Origin of the sequence: Paracoccus sp. ME4 (assembly GCF_046736325.1) — a bacterium.
GTDB lineage: Bacteria > Pseudomonadota > Alphaproteobacteria > Rhodobacterales > Rhodobacteraceae > Paracoccus.
The window spans coordinates 397,974-419,311 of the sequence record NZ_CP151277.1 but is presented as its reverse complement, the minus strand read 5'-3'; the positions used below and the strand labels follow the sequence as shown (position 1 = coordinate 419,311).

At 64.6% G+C, this 21,338-nt stretch carries 25 protein-coding genes; 8 read left to right on the top strand and 17 right to left on the bottom strand.

Going from position 1 to position 21,338, the window contains the following annotated elements:
• Nucleotides 1-37: 37 nt before the first annotated feature.
• A complete protein-coding gene (locus AACG61_RS17850; RefSeq protein ID WP_411839708.1) occupies nt 38-3,178 on the bottom strand; it encodes a hypothetical protein in 3,141 nt (1,046 codons plus the stop codon).
• A 136-nt stretch (nt 3,179-3,314) separates the two neighbouring features.
• Between AACG61_RS17850 and AACG61_RS17845 the strand changes: the two genes are divergently transcribed.
• Nucleotides 3,315-3,641, top strand: coding sequence for a hypothetical protein (locus tag AACG61_RS17845; RefSeq protein ID WP_411839707.1), 327 nt, complete (start codon nt 3,315-3,317; stop codon nt 3,639-3,641).
• 18 nt (nt 3,642-3,659) lie between these two features.
• On the opposite strand, the gene AACG61_RS17840 is transcribed toward AACG61_RS17845, so the two are convergent.
• The 3 genes from AACG61_RS17840 to AACG61_RS17830 all read right to left on the bottom strand — a co-directional run bounded on the left by AACG61_RS17840 (nt 3,660) and on the right by AACG61_RS17830 (nt 5,468).
• The gene (locus AACG61_RS17840) at nt 3,660-4,385 is read right to left on the bottom strand and encodes a sporulation protein (RefSeq protein WP_411839706.1); all 726 of its coding nucleotides are present in this window, start codon (nt 4,383-4,385) and stop codon (nt 3,660-3,662) included.
• Between the two features lie 131 nt (nt 4,386-4,516).
• Entirely contained in the window at nt 4,517-4,930 is a 414-nt protein-coding gene (locus AACG61_RS17835) for an HNH endonuclease (RefSeq protein ID WP_411839705.1), read from the bottom strand.
• A 16-nt stretch (nt 4,931-4,946) separates the two neighbouring features.
• The gene (locus AACG61_RS17830) at nt 4,947-5,468 is read right to left on the bottom strand and encodes a hypothetical protein (protein ID WP_411839704.1); all 522 of its coding nucleotides are present in this window, start codon (nt 5,466-5,468) and stop codon (nt 4,947-4,949) included.
• Nucleotides 5,469-5,565: 97 nt separating this feature from the next.
• Between AACG61_RS17830 and AACG61_RS17825 the strand changes: the two genes are divergently transcribed.
• Together AACG61_RS17825 and AACG61_RS17820 are read left to right on the top strand one after the other, a co-directional pair.
• Nucleotides 5,566-6,306, top strand: coding sequence for a Bax inhibitor-1/YccA family protein (locus AACG61_RS17825; RefSeq protein WP_411839703.1), 741 nt, complete (start codon nt 5,566-5,568; stop codon nt 6,304-6,306).
• 132 nt (nt 6,307-6,438) lie between these two features.
• Nucleotides 6,439-6,837 (top strand): hypothetical protein, encoded by a 399-nt coding sequence (locus tag AACG61_RS17820; protein WP_411839702.1) that lies wholly within the window; start codon nt 6,439-6,441, stop codon nt 6,835-6,837.
• A 134-nt stretch (nt 6,838-6,971) separates the two neighbouring features.
• Here the strand turns inward: AACG61_RS17820 and AACG61_RS17815 are convergent, their stop codons facing one another.
• The 4 genes from AACG61_RS17815 to AACG61_RS17800 form a co-directional block, all read right to left on the bottom strand.
• Nucleotides 6,972-7,529, bottom strand: coding sequence for a hypothetical protein (locus tag AACG61_RS17815; protein WP_411839701.1), 558 nt, complete (start codon nt 7,527-7,529; stop codon nt 6,972-6,974).
• A gap of 89 nt (nt 7,530-7,618) precedes the next feature.
• Nucleotides 7,619-8,437, bottom strand: coding sequence for a metallophosphoesterase (locus AACG61_RS17810; protein ID WP_411839700.1), 819 nt, complete (start codon nt 8,435-8,437; stop codon nt 7,619-7,621).
• The gene (locus AACG61_RS17805; protein WP_411839699.1) at nt 8,434-9,528 is read right to left on the bottom strand and encodes a hypothetical protein; all 1,095 of its coding nucleotides are present in this window, start codon (nt 9,526-9,528) and stop codon (nt 8,434-8,436) included. Before AACG61_RS17805 ends, AACG61_RS17810 begins: the two co-directional genes overlap by 4 nt.
• Nucleotides 9,529-9,595: 67 nt before the next feature.
• Nucleotides 9,596-10,150: a hypothetical protein gene (locus AACG61_RS17800; protein WP_411839698.1), complete on the bottom strand. Its 555-nt coding sequence runs from the start codon at nt 10,148-10,150 to the stop codon at nt 9,596-9,598.
• 253 nt (nt 10,151-10,403) lie between these two features.
• On the opposite strand from AACG61_RS17800, the gene AACG61_RS17795 reads away from it, so the two are divergent.
• From AACG61_RS17795 to AACG61_RS17785, 3 genes are read left to right on the top strand one after another with little or no spacing between them, the layout of a single operon-like run.
• Nucleotides 10,404-11,174, top strand: coding sequence for a hypothetical protein (locus AACG61_RS17795; RefSeq protein ID WP_411839697.1), 771 nt, complete (start codon nt 10,404-10,406; stop codon nt 11,172-11,174).
• 9 nt (nt 11,175-11,183) lie between these two features.
• Nucleotides 11,184-11,885, top strand: a complete 702-nt coding sequence (locus tag AACG61_RS17790; RefSeq protein ID WP_411839696.1) for a hypothetical protein — start codon at nt 11,184-11,186, stop codon at nt 11,883-11,885.
• A gap of 46 nt (nt 11,886-11,931) precedes the next feature.
• Nucleotides 11,932-12,969, top strand: a complete 1,038-nt coding sequence (locus AACG61_RS17785) for a hypothetical protein (RefSeq protein WP_411839695.1) — start codon at nt 11,932-11,934, stop codon at nt 12,967-12,969.
• On the opposite strand, the gene AACG61_RS17780 is transcribed toward AACG61_RS17785, so the two are convergent.
• The 3 genes from AACG61_RS17780 to AACG61_RS17770 are packed head-to-tail and all read right to left on the bottom strand — an operon-like array spanning nt 12,970 to nt 14,809.
• Nucleotides 12,970-13,263 carry a hypothetical protein gene (locus AACG61_RS17780; protein WP_411839694.1) on the bottom strand — a complete coding sequence of 98 codons (294 nt, stop codon included), beginning with the start codon at nt 13,261-13,263 and terminating at the stop codon, nt 12,970-12,972. It abuts the gene before it with no gap.
• Nucleotides 13,260-14,015: a hypothetical protein gene (locus AACG61_RS17775; RefSeq protein WP_411839693.1), complete on the bottom strand. Its 756-nt coding sequence runs from the start codon at nt 14,013-14,015 to the stop codon at nt 13,260-13,262. Before AACG61_RS17775 ends, AACG61_RS17780 begins: the two co-directional genes overlap by 4 nt.
• Before the next feature lie 29 nt (nt 14,016-14,044).
• On the bottom strand, nt 14,045-14,809 hold the full coding sequence (locus AACG61_RS17770; protein ID WP_411839692.1) for an ABC transporter permease: 765 nt from the start codon (nt 14,807-14,809) through the stop codon (nt 14,045-14,047).
• Between the two features lie 271 nt (nt 14,810-15,080).
• On the opposite strand from AACG61_RS17770, the gene AACG61_RS17765 reads away from it, so the two are divergent.
• On the top strand, nt 15,081-16,328 hold the full coding sequence (locus tag AACG61_RS17765; RefSeq protein WP_411839691.1) for a hypothetical protein: 1,248 nt from the start codon (nt 15,081-15,083) through the stop codon (nt 16,326-16,328).
• The gene (locus AACG61_RS17760) at nt 16,328-16,996 is read left to right on the top strand and encodes an ABC transporter ATP-binding protein (RefSeq protein WP_411839690.1); all 669 of its coding nucleotides are present in this window, start codon (nt 16,328-16,330) and stop codon (nt 16,994-16,996) included. Before AACG61_RS17765 ends, AACG61_RS17760 begins: the two co-directional genes overlap by 1 nt.
• On the opposite strand, the gene AACG61_RS17755 is transcribed toward AACG61_RS17760, so the two are convergent.
• From AACG61_RS17755 to AACG61_RS17730, 6 genes are all read right to left on the bottom strand, one after another.
• Complete coding sequence (locus tag AACG61_RS17755; RefSeq protein WP_411839689.1) at nt 16,997-17,545, bottom strand: hypothetical protein; 549 nt, start codon at nt 17,543-17,545, stop codon at nt 16,997-16,999.
• 2 nt (nt 17,546-17,547) lie between these two features.
• Complete coding sequence (locus AACG61_RS17750) at nt 17,548-18,591, bottom strand: hypothetical protein (RefSeq protein WP_411839688.1); 1,044 nt, start codon at nt 18,589-18,591, stop codon at nt 17,548-17,550.
• Complete coding sequence (locus AACG61_RS17745) at nt 18,588-18,995, bottom strand: hypothetical protein (protein WP_411839687.1); 408 nt, start codon at nt 18,993-18,995, stop codon at nt 18,588-18,590. The genes AACG61_RS17750 and AACG61_RS17745 overlap by 4 nt, the downstream gene beginning before the upstream one ends.
• 10 nt (nt 18,996-19,005) lie before the next feature.
• On the bottom strand, nt 19,006-19,479 hold the full coding sequence (locus AACG61_RS17740) for a hypothetical protein (RefSeq protein WP_411839686.1): 474 nt from the start codon (nt 19,477-19,479) through the stop codon (nt 19,006-19,008).
• A 64-nt stretch (nt 19,480-19,543) separates the two neighbouring features.
• Nucleotides 19,544-20,407, bottom strand: a complete 864-nt coding sequence (locus tag AACG61_RS17735) for a hypothetical protein (RefSeq protein ID WP_411839685.1) — start codon at nt 20,405-20,407, stop codon at nt 19,544-19,546.
• Nucleotides 20,404-21,192, bottom strand: coding sequence for a hypothetical protein (locus AACG61_RS17730; protein WP_411839684.1), 789 nt, complete (start codon nt 21,190-21,192; stop codon nt 20,404-20,406). Before AACG61_RS17730 ends, AACG61_RS17735 begins: the two co-directional genes overlap by 4 nt.
• Between the last annotated feature and the right edge of the window lie 146 nt (nt 21,193-21,338).

The window sequence follows — 21,338 nt, the reverse complement described above, 5'->3', positions numbered from 1 at the left end:
TCCGCCCCGCCGTCATCGTCGTGGCGGATCCTGCCCCTCATCGCGGCTCGAGGCCCGTTCGAAACTCCCCTTCAGGAATGCGCTCGTGCATGGCCAGGACCTGCACCATGGCGGTCTGGAGATCCGCACGCGCGAAGAGATGCGTGCCTTCCTCGTGATGACGCAACCACGCATCGAATTGCTCGTCGGCCAGGTTGCCGGTCTCGGATTTGCGCAACCCGATCACGGCGCGGGCGATCGCAAGGCGCAGGTCCGCCGACCCGGGCGTCCACACCGCCTCATTCGGCTCGCCCTTGTGGCGATCCAGCTTCAGATCCCCGTATCCGACGCCCCTGATGTCAAAGACGAGCTCATCCTGGCTTGCTGTCCGCCGAAGCCCCTTGTCCTGCCAGTCGCATACCAGCCCCAGCTCGATGGTCTTGTTCCGGGTGTTTCCGGTTGACCGCTCGATCACGCCGATCAGGCGGGACGGATCCGCCGCGATCGTCGCGAACCGGGCGACTTCGTCATGATGCCCGCTCAGCCAGAGATGGCGCAGGGGATCGTATCGGACCACGGTCATGGCAAGGCGCGGAGACCTGTCCTCCTCGGTGCGCCAGTAGCCGCGATCGAAACGGCCGGGCAGCACCGCGAAACCGGACACCACATGACGGCTCGGCATGAGCACCGTATTCGATCGCGAGGCGCGGTTATGGGCCAGGAGCTCATCCACGATCTCTGCCGCCATAGAGGCATCCGGGTTGAGCAGTCCCTCGAGCCGCGCGCCGGCCTCGTCCGCGGCCGGCCCATCCAGCAGGGAGAGCAGGTATTCGCGGTCTGTCAGAAGATCGAGCGAATATGCGGGCAGGTCGGGCTTCTTCCCGGCGGGCACCGTCGGCGCGGCAAGAACCAACTCGCCGACCTGGCCCGGAAGCCCGCTTCGCCCCATGCGCCGGGACTTGAGCTTGAGCCTGTTGCGCCCGGTGAGGGTCAGGATTTCCTGCTCGTCGAACCGCTCCGGGAAGAGGCCTCCGAGGACCGGGCTGGCTTCGCGCGAACGCAGGATGTCACCGTTGCGCAGGATGCGCAGCGTCTCGTCCTCCTCCGCGACGAGCCCCGCCGAGCGTCGCACCGCGTCCGCAAAGGCGATGATCCGGAGATCCGCGGAGCGATCCGGGAGCTCCCATCCGGCCGCCAGGACTGCCTCGTGACAGGCAAGGCGCAGGATGGCCTCGTCCGCGGGCCGGTGTCCATCCGCGATGATCCGGTTGTAGAGCGCATCCTCGATGCGTTCGCGTGCGGTGACCAGCGGCAGCGCCACCGAAAAATTCGAGATCCAGTCCCTGTAGTGCCGGCGGTCCCTCCGGCTGTCGATGCATTCCCGGATCTCCGCGGAGCCGAGATGGTCGATGCACAGCACCCCGTCCGCGAGCCCGTCCGGATCGGACGCTTCCCTCGAGATGCGGACCATGAGGTTCCAGGTCTTGCCCTCGTGCTTCCAACTGTAGGGAGCGTAGGCCTCGACCTGCACATGCAGCTCTCGATCCTTGGCCTGGACGAAGGCGGCTCCGTGACCGATCACCGGATTGCGGATCCGGTTCTCCTCGGAATGGACCGTGTTCGTCCAGGCGCCCGGGACCTCATCCCGCCTCGCGAACAGGTCCTTCCAATTGCCGATGACCCGGCTTCCGGCCCGCACGCCGGCCCTATGGCGCGCCAGACGGGACTGGATGTCCTCGCGCGACGAGGCAAGACCGATCTCCTCGTCATGGATGAAGCGGAAATGACCGGCATGCGTATCCTCGGTGAGCCAGTTCATCCCGGTGGGGAGGCTTCCGAAGACCTGCTCGCGTTCATGCGCGCCCCAGAGGATCAGCAGCACTCGCCTGTAGGCCAGGGCGACCTTGTCATGGTCGGCCCGGCGTTCCGCGTAGCGGACGTCATGGACGTCCATGGAGCGACCGGCCCCCGCCCGATCGTCACGGAAGATGCCGTCGATCTCGGCGCGCGACGGAAAGAGCCGCTTGGCGCGGGAGGTCTCCTCGTCGGCCACGATCATCGTGACCCGTTCGCCGTCGCGCACGAAGATCTGGATCAGGCGATCCTGTTCCTTCTTGTCGATGATCGCGAAGATTGCCGTCCAGTTCGCGGGGACCGGGAACGTGCGGTCGAAGCGACGCACCCGGGTGATGCAGACGCAGCGCTCGTAGGGCAGCATGCGGTCGCGCATTTCGGGATTCTTCTGCAGGAGCTCCGGCAGGCTGCCGAGATGGTCGGAGGAGAAGCCCTCGGTGCCCATGTTCGCGGCCCAGATCTCCTCGTCCAGGTAGAGCATCTGCTGCATGAAATGGACAGGCGCGTCGGCCGGCGCACCAGCGCCCTCGGTCATGGCATGAAGGGACACCCCCTCGCCCAGCCAGAGCTTCATGGTATGGACCGACCCCAGCATCCTTTCGGCAAAGGCCCTCTGGCGCGAGATGCCGGCCAGCGCGGTGGAGACCTTCTCCTGCTGATATCGGCTGACCAGATGCATGCCGGCGGTCACGCGGGCCACGCGGCCCTCCATGATCTCCCTTGTCGCCTCGGCCAGGATGATCTGTTCGCGGACCGCCTCCTCGGCGCGCCCGAGATCGCGCGAAGGCAGCAGCGCGGCCGGCACCATCGAGGCCTGGTCAGGCGGCAATGTCGGCGCCATCAGCGCCTTGGGGCCGGCGCCGCGATCCGTTTCCCGCCGCTTGCGGGCGACGATCTCCGCGATCTCGCCCTGTGCCGGCGGGCTGGCCATGTCTGATGTGATACGGCGCACGTAACCCATCAGATCCGCCTCCTCCGCCGCGCGCAGCTCGGCGCCGTCCGGGACCTCCGCCATGATCACCTGGAACTCGTCGACCCGCACCTTGACCACGGTGTCCCGCTGCCAACCCGGATGCCCGGCAAAGACCAGGGAATGGAGCTCGCCATCGATGATCACCGCCTCCGTCATCAGAAGGACGAGACCGTGCTCCGGCAGGGCCCTGCCCTCGGCCCAGTCCCTGGACAGCAGGTCTTCGGCGGTCCGGTTCGATCGCTCGGAGAGATCCGCGTCATACGCGTCGATGCCCTCTGGCGGGCAGACCCGCCACCAGCTCCCCGGCTCCGGAATGCGATCATGGAGCGGCAGGCGCTCTTTTTGACTGCCTGGAACCGCTGGAAGTGTCATGATCTTCGCTCCGAAAAGGATTTTTCGCATTGTTGCATAAGGCGAATGAAACGTCTATTGTCGAAAACGTATTCGCATACGTCCTGCTTGTCTTCGAATGACGGTGCGGGCATAGGGCCGATTCGAAGGAGCGGAAATGAGCGAACGACTTGAACAGTTCATCCGGGCGACCGGGTATGAGGGGATCGTGCGTCCGGAATGGGTTCGCATCCTCCCGGGCGATCGCTACGTGATGGCCAAACCCCTGATGTTTCACTGGAGCATCATCACCGGAAGCCTGCTGGATGAGACGAACTACGATGACCGGTGGTGCTACGCCAGCGGAGAGCGGGCCCTGGAAGCCCTTGCCTCATGGCCCCAGGACCCTCCGGGAGATTACGAGCCGGAGGGCTGGCACCGGCACCCGGCGACCGGACGCCGGCGCGAGGATGCTGATCCGGAGAGGGAGCATTTCGCCCCCTGAACTCCGGAGATGCACGGCTCAGCGCGCGAGCAAGGCAATGGCCTGACGCAGCTCCGCAGCAAGGTCCATGTTCGGCAGGTCGGCCTCGCGCACCTTCAGCTTCGTCTTGCGCTCCCCACCCGCCTGAATGAGGCCAACGCGACGGTCGACGGTCAGCGTCGCCTCGACGCCGCCCCGGATGGGGCTGAAGGAGATCTCGGCCTCCTCGACCCGGAACCTGAACGTGCCGAGGCCGGTCGGCCTGAAGTCGAACTCCTGAACGAATGGCTGCTTCCGGCGGGCATTGTATTCGACCTCTTCGGTAGCCAGCCTGAAGCCCGCAGCCTGCATGCCCTCAAGAACCGCCGACATTGCCCGGGTGGGCAGGATGATGACCTCATCCGAGTCCTTGGGGTCGATCGCATTCGCGATGTCGAGCTTCGTCCTGAGGACCGTGCGGGTCCTTCCGACGGAAAGCGGCGCCGCATCGGGGATGTCGATGTTGAAGACGAGCTCGCGGGTGTCGCCTGCGGCAATCGGGCCAGGCTCGACACGCCCGGAGGTCAGCAGGATCTCGGCCGGGACCCTCGTGTCGCCTTTTTCCACGAGGCAGTGGGTCACGAGCTGCAGTTCCACCGCCCTCACGATCTGAGCGGTGCTGCCCATGGTGATGATCGAGCGCGCCGAAAGAACCCCGCCGGCCATCACCCGCGGATCGTCCAGAACGGTATCCACCTTGGCGCCGCCGATGCCGATGCTGCTCATGAGGGATTTAAGCACGATGTTCTCCATTGTTATCGCTCAGGGTGAGCATAATCGCGTAATCCGCACACCGGAAGGAAGATGCGAATATCCTGATGGCTTTATGTGCCGGCATGGCGACAATCAGCCTGTGATCACACCGTCGGCCGCCCGTCCTCGTCGACGAAACACCCCGACCAAAGGATCCCGGCCAGCGCCAGGATCTTGCGCGCACCGTCGTCCCCGATCATCGGCCCCGGCAGGCGGCGGCCATCGGAAAGGATCTCGTTGCCCCACTTGTCGTTGATCGCGGCATCCCGGAGGCCTTTCGGCAGCGGCGGATTCACGATGCCGCAAGCCTCACGCAGGGCCTCGACGCTGATCAGCGTCTTCTCAGCCTCCAGGTGGCACGGACCGCATACGGAAGCCCCGTTGCCAAGGTAGTAGCCCCCATCCGCATAGAGCTTGCGGTCCAGGATATGATGCGCATCGACCGCCTGCGCCCCGCAGGCCACGCAGCGATGCCGGTCGCGCGCGAAGACAGCGGCCCCGAAGGCCTCCCGGCTCATGAGGCCGGTATGGGTTTCAGGGCGCCGGGGCATGGTCACTCGCCGCGGCACGGGCCTGCCTGCGCTCCTCGATGCGCAGCTCCAGCCGCTCCAGCTCACGGCGCAGCTCCACCGCCTTGTCCTCGAGGATCTCGATGTCGCGCTGGTCCCAGTCGGGCTGACCATCCTCGAAGACCGGGCTGGTTTCGGCGCAGACCATCCGGACCTTCTCGTCCGAGAGTCGACCGATGCTGACCCCCGCGATCCGACCCTCCCATGCCAGGGTCAGTGGCTCGCGATCCGGGACCTTCAGGATTTGAAGCATGGCCGGGGCGGCGGCGGCGAACTCCTGCTCGGTGAAAGCCGGGCATCCCCGACCCGGTCGGATCAGCCGGTCGGCCGCGGCCAGCGACAGGGCCTGCCCATGGGTCATGCGGAAGATCTGGGTGCGGTCCACATCCATGCCGTTGTAATCGCGCAGGACCAGGCGGTAAGTCCGGCCCTGCGGATCATCCCGGCAAAATCCGAGTTCGAGCGACTTGGCCATGAACGTCTCCATCTATGCGAATACCAGTATCATATCCTGTTTTGCAGTTGCGCCGCAATAGAAGATGTATATATTTATTCGCATAACACGCTCGAGAAGGGATACCGGGATGAATAGCAAGGACAGCACGCATTTCGCCGGCGACGCGGGCTCGCGTGGGGTCGTCGACGGCGGCCTGCGCGATCACATGAGCGCGGTCTACGGGATGATGGCGGTTGCGGTGGCGCTGACCGGCCTGGTGTCCTGGGCCTTCGGCACATCCCCCGCCCTCCTGGGCATGGTGGTGGATGCGGAAACCGGAAGCATGCGCCTGCTGGGCTGGGCCGCGCTCTTCTCGCCGCTGCTGATCATCCTGCTCATGGGCGTCGCGGCGAACGCGATGTCGAAGGCGGTCATGCAGATCCTGCTCTACGGGCTGGCCACGCTGATGGGCGTCTCGCTCTCGGGCATCTTCGTGGTCTATACCGGCGCCTCGATCGCCAGCACCTTCCTGGTCACCGCGGGCGCCTTCGCGGGCCTGTCGCTCTACGGCTACACCACGAAGCGTGACCTGTCCGCCATCGGCGCCTTCCTGGTCATGGGGCTCATCGGCCTCATCCTGGCATCGATCGTGAACCTGTTTCTGCAGTCCGGCGCCATGGGCTTTGCGCTGAACGTGGCGGGCATCGCGATCTTCGCCGGCCTGACCGCATGGGACACCCAGAAGATCAAGCAGATCTACCTGGAGCACCGCGGCTCGGCCAGCGCGGAGGATATCGGCAAGGCGGCCGTCTGGGGCGCGCTGTCGCTCTACCTGGACTTCGTGAACCTCTTTCTGCACCTGCTGAAGCTCATGGGGCAGAAGAAGTAGAGCCGAACCACCGGCCGGTCGCGCAGGCCCGGGCAATGCCCGGGCCTTGTCAGATCTGCACTCGATTATCGTGCTATGGGATTTGCTCGAACATGGTAACTTCGTGAAATTAACCCGATTCGGAGTATTGAAATGATCAGCAGCGCATGGCGTTTTACGTTTCCCTTTTTGGGCACGATTGTAGGGTTCTTCCTGGTTTGGTGTTCCTTCATGCAGTTCCAATCCGCGGGGGGGAGCCCGTTTACGCTGCCGGGGCTGGCGTTCTGGACGGCCGGGTATCTGATCCTCACCTACACGGTCTTTAACGGCCAGAGCGTGATCCTGGAGCTGGTCGCGATGTTCCTGATGATCTCCGGCTGCATCGCGGGACTGTTGGGCATCGGGATGTTCGTCCTGTGGATCTTGATGTTTTCGGTGGCCAACTCAAGCGGCAATTCGGACCTGGTGGCGATGGTGCTTCTGTCCGCCCTTGGATACGTCGTCATTCCCGCATATGTTGCCATGCAGATCATCAAAAGCCAAAGAGCATGAACCACCAGCCAGGGCTTACGACGGCCCGGGCGAGGAAATGCACCTGGTCGCCTCCGGGAAATACACGCAGAAGGGCGGGCCATTGGCCCGCCCTTCTCGTTACCTCCAGGGTCCAGGTCCGGGTCTGCTCATATTCAGGCGGGGAGACAGGCACGCCCCTCATCCGTGATGCGGTAACGCTTGTCCCGGCCATCGGTGAACGCGATCTTGCCGTTCAACAGGAGATCACCCGCGATGCGGCGCACTCGGGCATGCTCGGTTCCCACTGCGGCTTGTAGCTCCTGGACGGACATTCCGACGTCTCCGGCAGATGCTATGCGCTGCAGCATCATCATGACGTCCGGCTGGCGTGCCAGTGCGTCCCAAGGCGTCATGACCTTGGGTGCGGTCTCGATCTCCACGATGAAGTCCTCCTCCGCGAGGGGCTCGTTCTGGAGAGCAAAGAGCGCCACGACGACCCAGGCCACGCCGATGGGCAGCACCACCGCAAGGAGTATCGCGCCGACCCCCACGAAGAGCCACGGATGTCTGCGGAACGGATCCATGGCGTTGATGGACACGAGAAGCCGCATCTGCGCGTTCCACAGCATGCGGCAAACCTTTCCGGCAGCCGAGACGATGCCGGAAAGCCCCCCCTGCGCCTCGGCATAGGCGTGGTTGATGCGTTCGCTGTCTCTCTGCTTGCTGTCCATGCCCGCCCTCTCCGAAAATATGGAATATCTATGCGCCGTATCAGCCCGACACGCAACACAACCCGAGGATGTCCGCCGCCCCGGCATGCCTATTCCGACACCAGCAGACCCGGAAGCTCCGTATCCATGAGGCCGGCCATGAGGATCTGGCGGTGATCGGCTGCCCTCACTTCCCAGGGATATCCCAGGGAGACATTGCGCAGCCTCGTTCCTCCCACGACCGCATCGATCCGGCGATGCGTGTGTCCGCAGAGCCAGATGTCCGGTCCGGAGAGATGGATGAGCGCGTCGAGATCGGAGCCATAGGCGGGGCTGGCATCATCCAGGCGCCCAGACAGGCTGCGGCTCGGGACGTGGTGTGTCAGAACCACGGTCCGGCCGGCATGGGGCGCCCCCAGCGCGCCCGTGAGCCATTCGAGATGATCCTCGAAGACCGCGATCGTGTCTGCCGGCCGCGCCAGCGGTCCCGCGGCGCTCCGCCGGATGCACTGGTAGTCCTTGAAGCGGGTCGCCGACACGAGATCGAGGACATGCTGGGCATTACCGCGGAGCCGGAAGTCGGACCAGAGCGTGCAGGCAAGGAAGCGCACGCCTCCGAGCTCGAATGTGGTCTTCTGCACGAAATTGACCCCGGATTTTTCTGCGATCTCGCGCAGACGTCCATCACCGTCGAGGCGGAAGCCGTAGTAGTCGTGATTTCCCGGAAGAAGCCAGATCTTGGCCGGGTCGATCACCTCCCTAAGATGGCCGAATGCCGTCGGCCAACCGGCTTCGGGATCATTGCTGAGATCCCCAAGGATCAGCAGCGCGTCAAGGTCGCTCAGGTCATTGACCAAGGGGCCGATCGGATCGTGCCCCCCCGGCAACCACTGGTCGTAGTGCAGATCGGAGACCGCGAGGATCTTCACGGGGCGGGCATCTCCATTTCGGCTTCACAGCGGGCCAGCCAGGCCTCGCGCGCCGCATCGCGCAGCGCCGGGAGCAACATGAGCTCATCCGCGCCGAGCGCGGCGCGCTCTTCGGCGGATTCCTTCATGACGTCCTCGACAAGAGCGGTGATGAACTGGCCGGTCCGCGTCTTCAAGGCCTGTTCTCCCGGAAACCGCTCACCGGCGATCTGATCGATACGAGCCTGCGTCACGAATTCGCACACAAGCCGCTCGATGCTTGCGGGTGCCTCGAATTTCACAACGGCCGGTCTCGCCACATGCTTGACGGAATGGGCCTTGGTCTTGGCCTTCCAGGAAAGCTCCGAGAAGTCGTTCAGCGTCGCGTCCCTGAAGGCCATCGACACCGGCATCATGACGAGCCCCTCTCCGGGCCCGGCAACGCCGAAGCGATCCCGAATGTAGGGATCCTCCACCGCACACCGATCGACGTAGCCGTTCACCATCCCGGCCACCCGTTCCGCTTCCCCGTCGTCCAGCAGCTCGGTGCGCAGATCATCCGTCACCCATGGCACGATCTCGACATGCTCGCAGGGGTTGATGATACGCGACAGCGCATCCGGGCAAGTCAGAAGATCGGTGTTGCGCCACACGTGGCGCACGTCGATGCCACCACCCCCCGCGCGGTATTGATCCGCAATTTTCAGGGCCGATCCGCCGTTCAGGAACCAGGCCGCGAAGACGAAGAGGCGCGGCCGGTCGATCCTGGTGACCGCGTCCTTTTTCTGGATGCCGGGTCCGGCCCACTCGCCGAAGATACCCAGCTCTCCCCAGGCCATGTTTCGCCCGGCGAAAAGTGTAGCCTCCACCTCCTCCCGGATCCGTCCGTAACCGGACAACGCCCGGCCCGAGGCATCCCCACCCTTGCGCAATGCGCTCTGCACGATGCTCCGCCCCCCGGCATCGGAACGGGCGCGGATTGTCATGGAAACGCCATGCAGCTTGGGCTTGCCGCGCACAGCGAAGTCGGCGAGATGATCGAGGCCGTTCTCCATCCGCCAGCCTGCCCGCAGGCGCTGCTTGTCGAGACTGGTGATCGATGGCAATTCCATGAGGGTTCTTCCTTGAGTCGGGCAACCGTAGCTGCGGTAAAATCTGATATTATATTTTCACATTTTTTCAGGTCAGGATGATCGGCTCGCGCGCGATTCGCGCCGGATCCACTCCCGCCATGAGTTTCTGCCGCATCTGACGCGCGACGCTCAGGTCGATGTCACGCGAGAGCGTCAGCCTGGCCGGCACCGGCTTCTTGAAGATCCTGAAGTGGAAATGCTCGTCCAGCGACTCAAGCCTGATCCGCGGGTCCTCTGCAAAGAGCAGCCTTCGTCCGGCCTCACTGTCATCCGAGACCACCGGGGTGATGCAGAACATCTTGCCGTCCCGCTCGACGACGGAGTGAAAGACCAGTGCGGCACCGGTATTCCACCATCCGTAGACCGCGCGCGTGCGCCTGGTGCGATCCATCCGCACCGCCTTGTGGGCATTGGCATGGCACATCCAGGCCTCCGGCTGGAAACGGTATGCGTTCGGGATGCGCGGGATCTCCATGAAAGGGAGGCGCAGGGCATGCTGAAGCAGCAGCGCGCAGTAGGGATCATGCGGCGCCTCGAGCATGGCGCATTCGGCGAGGATCTGTTCACGGATGAAGTTCGGGTCGGGGCTGTAGCTTCCCAATTCATGTCTCGGAAAAAAACGCCATCCAGCAGCGCAACAGGATTATATCGCCCCGCACAGAGGCAGAGAAGCTCTATAATGATGGTTTTTTCTCATTCGCAATCCGTGAGCGAAATTGCGCCATATGCCTGGCTGCAGGTCGCGATGAAAAGGCCATGCCCGGGTGTGTCGGACTTGCATGCTGCCCGCCCCCACTGGGTTGATGAGCGCGGTTTCATTTTCACACCCATGCAGATACTATGCGAATTATGGTATGCGGGAGGCGGACATGCTTTGGCACGGTAGCAACAGGATCTTCAGGACATTCTCGCTCGACAGGGCTGGGCGCACGGATAACGCCTCAAACGGGGCACTGGGTATCTGGTGCGCCTACGAGAGCACCTACGACCTTGCGAAGCGCTTCGCGGGCGATAACGGCGCCCTCTACGGCATCGAGGAGCCCAGCGGCAGGATCTTCGATATGCCCGTGGGAGATCTGGCGAGGCACAATGACAAATGCAGGCGTCACGGCGATCATGACGGTCAGGTCGGCTATTACGATCGGATCCGTCGCGACCTGATCGATGCGGGCTACGATCGGATCGACATCATTGAGCGCCACGGCGGGGCCGACATGTGCGTTCTCCTCGAGCCTGAAAGGATCAGGATCCTGGAGCGGACCGTGACCATCATCCCGCACGACCGCCTTGAGCGGGTGCTCGGCCTGGCCGACGGCGAAATCATCGGTGACGAAGAATTTACGAAATATCATGCGGAGAACCGTCGCCGGCTGATCGATGCTCTGCGCCGACACATCTCGAACATGGGCGTCGAGGATCTGGCAGCGAACGGCAGCCGCAATTTCTCGACTCGGGTCGGCGAACTCAACCAGCGGCGACTGCCATTCCGCGATGCCTTGGATCGGCTCACCGAAAAGCATGAAGAGATCTGGCGTGACGATTGGGAGCGGATCGAGGCCGGTCTGTCAGACGCGGAGATGGCCGCCCCAGAGCCGGCCGAGGATCTTCCGGAGCCGGCCTTCTGAGGAGGCGCGATGTGCCTGCAGCATCCCCTCCGCATGAAGCTCTGCGTGCCGGACGGCACCCGCGGCCTCATCTGGCTCCTGCCCTTCGACGGTGACGGGGCCGGACGGCACCGCTTCAACGATCATGGGCATGCGATCAATTTCGTGCGCTATCTCTTCTCGCAGAGCAGGGCTCATCCCCGATCGCTCAGCACCGAGCGCAACCTCTTCAGGATCCATGGCGAGGATGGCCGCCTCCTGGCCGAGGCCTACAATGACGACCCGGCGCGGCACCTGGCCGCCTTCAAGGACAGCGGGCTCTTTCCCGCGCGCGACGCAAACCGTCAGCTCTGCAACGACGGCTGCTATCCGCTCTTCGTCTTCCGCATGGCGGATGGACCCTTCATCAGCAACATGCTGCGGCGCTCGGATGATGGCGTCCTGGAGCTGCATCATCCGCTCCTGCGGATCCTTCCGGCCTATCTCGCGCGGCACGGCCGTGACTGGTGCGAGGATGCGGGCCTCATCTCCGGCCTGATCGGTGCGACGGAGACGCTTCTCGATTTCGATCGCATCACGGATGAGACGCTCCTCCGCCGCTGCGAGGTGATGATCCAGGCCATCGTCCGGCGCCTGATGGGGGACGAGGAGAAGGTGATCATGACGGTCGCCCACCGCGACCAGGAGGCCCACAACTCGATCTATCACATACATCGGCTGCTCCGCTGCTGATCGTCTGCCCTCCCTCCCTCCCAAGATTTCCATGATGGATTAACACATGATCGTTTCAACGAAGTTCGGCCCGACACGTCTGTCCGGCAAGGATGCGGACGCCTTCCGCTGGCAGCTTCGGGAGGGCGGCGACCGTCCGGCGCGCGCCGCGCTTGCACGCGGTGTGCAGTTGGCGGCCGGGTTCGCGGCCGACGGCCGGGTGGTCCTGCCGGCCTCACCGGCCTGGACCGAACACCGCTCGGCCGAGGACGCCTCCGTGAACTGGACCCGACCCACCCCGGATGGCGGCATGCTGGAGTGCCGCTACGTGCGTCGGCGGCCGGAGTATTTCATCGCCTATGTCTCCGCGCATTCCGGTTGCCGGCACGCCTGCCGCTTCTGCCATCTGACGCAGACCGGGCAGACCACCTTCCGGGAGACGCCCCTCACCGAGCTGGAGGAGCAGCTGTCGAAGGTCTTCGACCACTACGACCGGCTTGACCGGCCGGCCCGGCGGGTGAACATCAATTTCATGACCCGCGGCGAACCGCTCTCGAGCCGGGTTCTTCTGGATGGGTTCGGTGCGTTTGCCACGATCGCGCGGCGGATGGCGGAGGCCCGCGGGCTGGAGCACCGGATCAACCTGTCGACCATCTTTCCGCAGGATGCGGCAGGGGTGGACCTTGCCGGCGCCTTTGGCGAGGCGCCGGTGCGGATCTACTGGTCGCTCTACTCGCTCGACCGGGGCTTCCGCAAACGCTGGCTGCCGCGCGCCCAGGATCCCCAGAGAGTCATGGCAAAGCTCCTGGAGTGGCAGGCCCGCGCTCATGGCGAGGTGGTGCTGCACTGGGCCCTGATCGACGGGGAGAACGACGCGGACCGGGACCTGAGCGCCATTGCGGAGTTCGTCCGGGAGAACGGGCTGCGCGCCAAGCTGAACCTGGTGCGCTACAACCCCCACTCGCCGAAGACCGGCCGCGAGGCCCTGGAGGCACGCTACGAGGCGGCGCTGCGGATCGTCGGCGCGGCGATGTCGGAGCCCGGAAGCAAGGTCGTGTCGCGGGTGGGCTTCGACGTGAAGGCGAGCTGCGGGATGTTCATGTAGCTACCAGACGTCTTCGCTGTAGAGCTCCGGCATCCGCTCCAGGCTCTCCCGGCTCACCTGCCCGAACCGGTTCGCCACGATCTTGGCGCTGGTCCGGCTCAGATAGAGGCCGCGGTGATCGAGAAAGCCCTGGTCGACATGGTCGACCTCGTGGATATCGATCCCGAGGCCGACCAGCGCCGCGAAAAGGTCTGCATGCCGGGCCGGCGCCGGCATGGAGAGCGTCACGTCCTTGATGCGCAGCGCGGCCGCGACGATGCCGCGGGATTGCGGTCGGTCCGCATCGCCCCTCACCGGGCCTGCTCCCTTGCACGGCCCACGAAGGCCCAGACGAATGGCGCGTCGTGGAAATGGGCGCCGGCCAGCCGATGATGCCCATCGACCATGAAGTAGCGGCCCGCGTCCTCGAGCAGGTAGATCGGATAGATCTCCGTCTGCCGGGCCCAGCCTTCCAGCCAATCCTGGCGGCCCGCGTAGGCCGGACTGCCGTCGCGGACCGCTCGCTCGTCCGATACTCGATGCCGCTCATAGGCCGCCTTCCAGCCGCCGGCTGGCTCCGCGCCGTCCTGGTTGCAGGCCACGAGCCGATCGAGCGGGATCCGCTCGCTGTGCCAGATGAATTCGTCGGCCGATGCGCCCTCGAGGCCGGCTTCGTTGGGCCCGATGATCCGGGCGATCTCGGCGGAGCTCAGCTCCGGAATACGGTCGATCCGAATCCTGTCTCCATCGAGGAGACAGTCCCGCGCGGTTACCGCGGCGGCCAGGCAGCCGATCCGCGTCACCACATCCGCCCCGCCTGCCGGATCCCAGGGCCGGGCAATGCGGAAGACGAGTTCGTGCTCGCCAGGGTCGAGGATGATGAATTCCTCCTCCACGCATGTCCGGCCGCCGACCAGCCTCACATCGTCCGTCGGGACCGGATGAGTGCCCTGGTGGCTGAGCTGTTGCGTAGGCATGATCGTCGTCACGTAGCCGCCGGGCCGGTTCACGCGCACCACGCGGAACGGCTCGCCCGCAACAACCTCGAGCGTGCCGCCCTCGTTCACTTTCCTAATTCCGGAAACCTTTCCTTGATTCAATCACGCACCCGATCGGATGACAGCAGGAGCGCCAGGCCGGTGATGGCGGCCAGGGCAGAGAAGCCCAGCACATAGGCGGGGCTCACGTAGCTCGCGTCGTAGCCGGCATAGACCGCTTCCCTGGTCATGCCGACCACATGAACCAGCGGGTTCCACCACAGGCCTGTGCGCAGCGTCTCCGGCAGCATGAGGAACGGAAAGAACACGCCGGAGATCATGAAGAGCGGCCGGGATCCGATGCCCCAGATCTTTTCCCAGGTCGGGAAGAGGCCTGCGATCCCCGCATTCAGCGTGCCCACCCCGAAGGCCAGCAGACCGGTCATCACAAAGGCGCCGGACATGGACGCGATGTCGATGCGCTCCTGTGGCGCCCAGATCAGCCGGATCGCGGCGTAGATCAGGGTCATGACGACGGCACTGGTGATCGCCGCCAGCAGGATCCGCGAGATCAGCACGTCGGGAATGGTGACCGATGAATGCTCGAGGAGCGCCTTCGAGGAGCGGGCCGACCCCATGAGGCGAGCCTGGGCCTGGCTCCAGAAGAGAAAGGGCAGGTAGCCGGTGGCGTAGAAGAGCGGGTAGACCGCGCCGATGGGCGGCACGCTCGAGATCGCGGAGAAGACCAGGGTCAGGAGCGCGATGCCCAGCACCGGCTCCAGGATCGCCCACGCATAGCCGCCCACCGCCCGGCCGTTCACGACGATCGCCTCGCGGATCATGAGGGCCGGAATGACGGTAAGTGCTGTCGGGGCAGCGCGCATGATGATGCCTGCAAGCGGTATGAATTTCTTTTTCCCATACTATCCCAAGGATGGAACATGAGGCAAGGCCGCACCAACCGCGGGTGCCGGATCCGTCTCGTGAGCCGCCTTCATACGCAGGCTGGCCGGTCCCCTTCCCGACTCCCAGCACGATTATGATGAGCATCGTCGACGTGGGATAACTGTTACGTTACAGATTTCGCACATTCACATTGCCGGTCAGATTGGTTCATGCCATTATGGATGAAATTTCAAACAGATTTTCCCATACATGACACGCACGATCGTCTTCAACCTGGAGCCCGGCGCGCAATTGCGCCAAGCCGCAAAGCCTCTTTCTGACCGGCCGCCCCTGACGCAGGTCGCACCGGCGCCGCAGACCGTATCCGCGCCACCACCGCCGGTGCGCCGGATATCGACGAACCGGCGCCGCCTCCGATGCGCCATCGTCTTCGGAGCGATGGTCCTCGCGCCGACGGCACTCACCGGCGTCTATCTTTGGGGATTTGCCCAGGACCGCTACCGGACCGGCTTCTCATTCTCCGTGCGCAGCCAGCAGGCGCAGTCCATGGGCGGCGGCATGGCCGCGATGGCCGCGATGTCCGGCGCGGGCGGCGGCGCATCCGATGCAGGCGTGGTCGCTGATTTTCTGGCGGGCCGCGAGGTCGTCGAACGCATGATGTCCCAGGGCATCCCGCTGTCGGAAATCCTGTCGTTGGGTCACGATCAGGATCCGATCTTCTCCCTGGCGCCGGATGCCGCGATCGAGGAGGTCGAGGCCTTCTGGGGGCGGGTTGCGCATGTCGAGCGCGACCCGCAGACCGGCATCGTGCGCTTCGGTGTGACGGCCGCGGACAGGGACGCCTCCCTGCGTCTTGCCAGGGCCGCTCTGGGCCAGGCGGATGTCCTTGTCAATGAACTCTCCGAGCGGGCGGTCCGCGACGCAACCCGCGTTGCGGGAGATGAGCGGGCCCGGGCCGAGACCCGTGCCGAGGAGGCCCGCGCGGCCCTGCAGGCATTCCGCTCGAAGCATTCCGTCGTCGATCCGGCCGTCGAATACGAGGGCCGCATGAGCGTGCTCACCGGCATGCGCCAGAAGCTCTCCGACACGCTGATTCAGCGTGCGGGGGTGCTCGGCGTCTCTTCCGACGGCGAGGCGGATGCCCGGGTCCGGGCGCTCGATCTGCAGATCCGCAATCTGCGTGAGGCCATCGCGGCGGAAACCGAGCTGGTCGGGGCAAGGGATGGCCATGCGTTGATCGCCTCCGGCTACGAGCGCGCCGTCTCCGACCTGGCTTTCGCCGAGGAGGCCTGGCGCGCGGCAATCGCCGGCGAGGATATGGCCCGCAAGGAAGCGGACGCTCGCCGGGCCTATCTTGCCGTCCATGCCGAACCCCGCGCGGCCGGCATCTCGGTCACGCCCAACCGGTGGCAGTGGCTGGCCATCGTCTTCGGGGGCTGCGTCACGCTCTGGGCCTTCCTCGCGCTGATGGCGACCGGGATGCGGGATCGTCGCTGATGATCGAGCTGCAAGGGGTTTCCCGCACGAACCGCGACGGTCTGCGGCGGACAGAGATCCTCGACAATGCGTCGGTCTGCTTTCCGACGGGCAGATCCGTGGCGCTCCTCGGCGCCAACGGGGCCGGAAAGACCACAGTGCTGCGCATGATCTCCGGCGCGCTCCGGCCCGACGCCGGCCGGATCTCGATCACCGGCAGCGTGTCCTGGCCCATCGGCTTCGCTTCCGGCTTCCATCCGGACATGACCGGATCCCAGAACGTCCGCTTCATCGCGCGCATCAACGGTGTCGACCCGGCCGCGCTTTCGGACTTCGTCACCGGGTTCGCGGGCCTGGGAAAGGCCTATCGTCAGGCCTACCGGACCTATTCCTCAGGCATGCGCTCGAGGATCTCGCTGGCCACCAGCATGGGTATCGGCTTCGATACCTACCTGATCGACGAGGTCAGCTCCGTCGGTGACGCATCCTTCCGCGCACTGGCGGACGCCACGCTGCGCGACCGGCTCCAAGGGGCCGGCGCGGTGATCGTCTCGCATTCGATGGGCCTGGTGAAGGAGCTCTGCCGGAGTGGCGCCGTTCTCCACCGGGGGAAGATCACCTGGCACGAGGACGTGGCGGACGCAATCGCCCATCATGCCGAAACCATGGGTCGCGCGGCCGCGGCCTGATCAGGGGCCCGGGGCCGGCGCCTCCGCATGAGTTTCCGGCGCCGCACGCGAGCCGGGAACGGCACATACCTCCGCCAGCGCGAGGGCCTCTTCGAGATCCGCGGCGCGCACCTCGTGCAGAGGCCGATCGGTCGGATCCTCGATCTCGGCCCAATCGTCCGTCGATCCCATGATGCGGCCGAACTCGCCGCCGGTGTCGTCCACGAGCTCGTGCAATTCGTCCCGGCTCATGATCCGGATCCTGACGTCGTCGCGCCAGACGCCATAGCGTTCCGCGATCTCGTCCTTCAGTCCGTCCTTCATGGTGCCATGATCGAAGGTGCGATCGCCAAGGATGTCGCGGACGACGATCTGGCCGTCGGAGAGGATGTGCCGGGAGAAGACATGGATCACCACGTCGACATCGCCATCCTCCGACTCCCAGTGCGCCTCTCCCGCATCCTGCGCCACCAGGAAGTCGCCGGGATGGGCCAGGAGGCAGGCCGCAGCGAAGACGTGGCAGGAACCCTGGGTGTAAAGCTCGAGATTGGCTTCGGATGGGGCGGTCATGTTCAGAACTCCGGCCCGGAGGGCGCTTCAGTTTCCAGTTCACGAAGGGCCTTCTCCCGAAGCCCATTCACGATGCCCTGCAGTTCGTCGCCTCCTATCCACATGTTCGTTCCGTTCGCCCGCGCGTTTCCTTTGTGCGGCCAGAAGTTGACCAGATCATCGCAGATTTCGCACTGGACCAGCCACGGTTGGCTCGCGGGTTGCGGGAGGTAGAAATCGAGGTCCGGGTTTTCCTCTGCGAAGTCGTGGAAGAGGAAGTTGATCCCCGCGGTCTGGTGCTCGGGGATATAGAGGTCAGGCAGACGGTCTTTGGCCGGGGTCCGCTCGCGCCAGAGCGCGATGGCCTCCGCATGCAGATCGCCCGCGGCGGCCGGCATAACGGCCACCGGGCCGCAATCGGGCTGATGGTTGATATCAGAAATGATCTGCGCCCGTTCCGCGCGAAACCAGATCGAGCGCGAGTTCGGGCCTGATGTCGTCATGAACGGGTGGTCTTCCAGGCCCGCCACTGCCCAACCGCATCCCGTCGCCGCCTCCAATGCCGCCTTCCGGAGAGTTTGCCCTGAAACAATCTTTCCACCGATGATCTCGTTTTCCGGATCTCCCGGCGCCCCGACCCCCGCAAGGCCGCCTTCCGGTGTTGGGACCAGCACATAGACCATCTGCGGGACCGAGATCTCGGCCGCGAAATCCTCAAGCCAGGCCGCGACGCGGGCCTCGCAGCTTTCCATCGCTTCGCGATGGTCCGGATTCATCCAGAAGACAGGATCGTGTTTCCAGGGATCTGCCAGCGCGGCCACATCGGCAGCCCCGGCATTCAGATCGAAGATCGAGCCATCCGGTCTGATGCAGAACTGGTGTTGCTCATTGCCGCGCATTTCCAGGCCAAAGAGCTTCGCGGCAAAAAGGGAGGAGAACTTGCAGCTGCCCGAGAGGTCTTCGGGCGCCGGGAGATTGCGTTCCGCGGCACGCTCACGCCATTTGCGCAGCACGAACTCGCGCGCACGGTCGGCAAGCTCCGGATTGAGGTTCATCGGAAGGTTCATGGCGCGGGGTCCTCTGCATAGCTTACTTCGCCCCCGCCCTGCAGGGAGGGGAAGCGATCCGGCTCGATCAGTCGCGCGCCGCGCGCGAGTGCCGGCATGAGGACCTTCACGATGAAGTGGTCCCAGCCGCCGCTGTAGTGCTGCTCGTCCCGGATCCACTCGCCATCCCTGTGCCGGCCCCAACCGATACCCTGGGTTTCGAAGTAGCTCCCATACAAACGATCCATCACGACGGCCGGACGGACGGCCGTCACGGCGCCGTCCTCCTCGAAGATGTTCCACATCGGGGGATGGTCGTAGAGTGCGTATGGGGAACGGATGTCGTGGGTCCGTTCCATGAAGAGGGCAAGCACGCCCTCCCGGATTTCAGCATGGCGCGCAGCTTCTGTGATGACCTCCGTCATGATGCAACCATCACCCGAAGTTCAAGGCAGGCTGATCATCCCTGGTGACCTCGAGAATATCGAGACCGAAGTCATCCCGCAGGCTGCGATAGCCGGTTTCTTCCTCGAGGCTCTCGTCGATGTCGAGCTCGATATGCTCGCCGTTGACGCGCGCATCGGTAATGCAGGGAATGCCGGAGTCATAGCTCCCGTCGCACCAGGTCGCACCGATTACCCAGGCATCGTCCGCCAGACGGGTGATGGCCACCTGTGAGCAGTGGTCTTCACGCTCGATCATGGCCATCATGCGGGCCGTGTCCCGGCTTTCGACGATGGTGATCGTGCGGATGCGGTTCGATGTCCCGTTCAGGCGGGCCATTTCCATGTCCTCCATGGACTGGATCTGCCGCGCCTCGAAGGCATCCGGCACATCGCCGGCCGCGGAGTCCCAAAGGACAGGAACATCCTCGCCATGAACATTGATCAGGTGGAGCTGAACGGACATTTGCATTCCTCATTTCGCTTATTGGTCCGACGATATGATCATCAGGCGAAAATCGCAAAGCCGCTCATGTGCCCTCGGTCTCGCGCGCGGCGATGCATGCCTCCGTCCACTCCTTGAGCTCGGCGAAGCGTTCAGGATCCCCGGAAGGGTCAGCGTCATGCTCGGCCTGCAATCGGCTGACATGCTCCATGGCTTCGTCGACCAGCTCGGGGGCGAAGATCCGCATCCGTGCCAGGAGCACGCCGCGGGAGAGATTGAGCCGGCTCAACTGCCGGGTCCGTTTCTCACGCTCCTTGTCGCGAGATGCCCGCATCTGGTCGAGCTGTGTCTTCAGCGAGACATTCTCACGCTCTATGCGCTCGAATTCCCGGTCGCGCGCCGCCTGCGCACCCGAGGACGGACCCGTCGGCCCGACCTCCGCATCCCAGGCCGCGTCCTGCTGGCCCATGGGGCCGGCGCGGCGCATGATCTGGAGCCGAAGACGCAACGCGAAGCCGAGATTGCGCCGCTTGGCCGCCAGTGCCCGGCTTGCGCTCCTGAGCCAGTCATCCCCGCGATCGAGTGAATCCCGTGTCCTGGATCTCTCGATCTGGGCAGCGATGTCGATGATGTCGATCTCATGGGCTGCGGCGTAGGCCTCGATGCGCTCCAACGTGTCGGAACGGCCCAGCCGGTCGCTACCCTCAATCATCGCGGCGTCCGCGAAGAGCCGAAGCTGCTCGGACAAGCGCGCACGGCCGAGCACCTCACGGATCGTCGCCATATAGAATTCGTATTCGCTGTCCCCGTCAGCGGGCGGCGTCCTGCGATGCGCCTCAAAGGAGGCCGCCTCCTCCTCCCCATCAGACCGGGCCAGTGCCTGCGCGATGCGGAAGATCAGATGCTCGAAGGCTGCAGGGTCGAGATCGGACTTGTATCCCTCGCTCATGACTTGATCCCCACATGCAGCTCGGCCCAGCCGGTCAGGTCCATGGGGTCTACGGGAACCTGCCGATCAGGGAGATCCAGGATCCATCGTGCAGATCCCGTATCTCCGCCAGCATGGCGCCCAACCGTGACCCTTCCGGCAAGGTGAGCCAGGTCCGAGCGACGGGTAGCGATGTCGGGCGCCACGATGACCAGGACGAGCCGGTCATCCTCGGGCGGCGCGATCGCCGGGCGCGGCGCGTCGCGCTCCGCCTGCTCCCGGCGCCGCGACGCGTCCGGCGCGACGAATGCGGCTTCGCAGGCCATGCAGTGGGGCTGGCGCTTGGGCCCGATGAAGGGGCTGCGGCAATGCAGGCATCGCCAGATGATGTAGTCCTCGTTCGGCCAGTCCGTTTCCGAAAAGAGACGGTCAGCCATCTCGGTGGTCATCTCGTATTCGAATTCGGAGCGCTCCTGGTCCATGGAGCCCGTCATCCGGGACTGATCGAAATAGACCACGGTGATGTCGCGCCGCTCCTCCTTCAGCGAGGCAGCGATATGGCGGCCCTGCATCGCGAAGGCGGTCCATTCCTGAGCAAGCTCGGCTGCAGGCTCGCGAACGGCGCGTGCGGACAGCTCCTCGAAGCGGTCAGCCCAATCCCGCATGCGGCCCTTGAGGCGGGGGCTCATGGCGACCTCTTCGAGACCGAGCATCGCGCCATCCCTGCCCCATAGCGGATCGGCCGAGTAGTCGCACATCACCCTGACCCAGGTGATCCTCTCATTCGAGTCGTCAGTGGATGTCATCTCAGTGCTCTCCGTCGGTTCCGGATGGAATTGCCGCTCCCTCCGATCCATGCAGGATAAGCGAACTTATATTTTTTCGCAATCGTATCGCCGCATGTTTATGCGAAAAACAGATACATTGACGACGAAGCTGTTGATATGTTAAG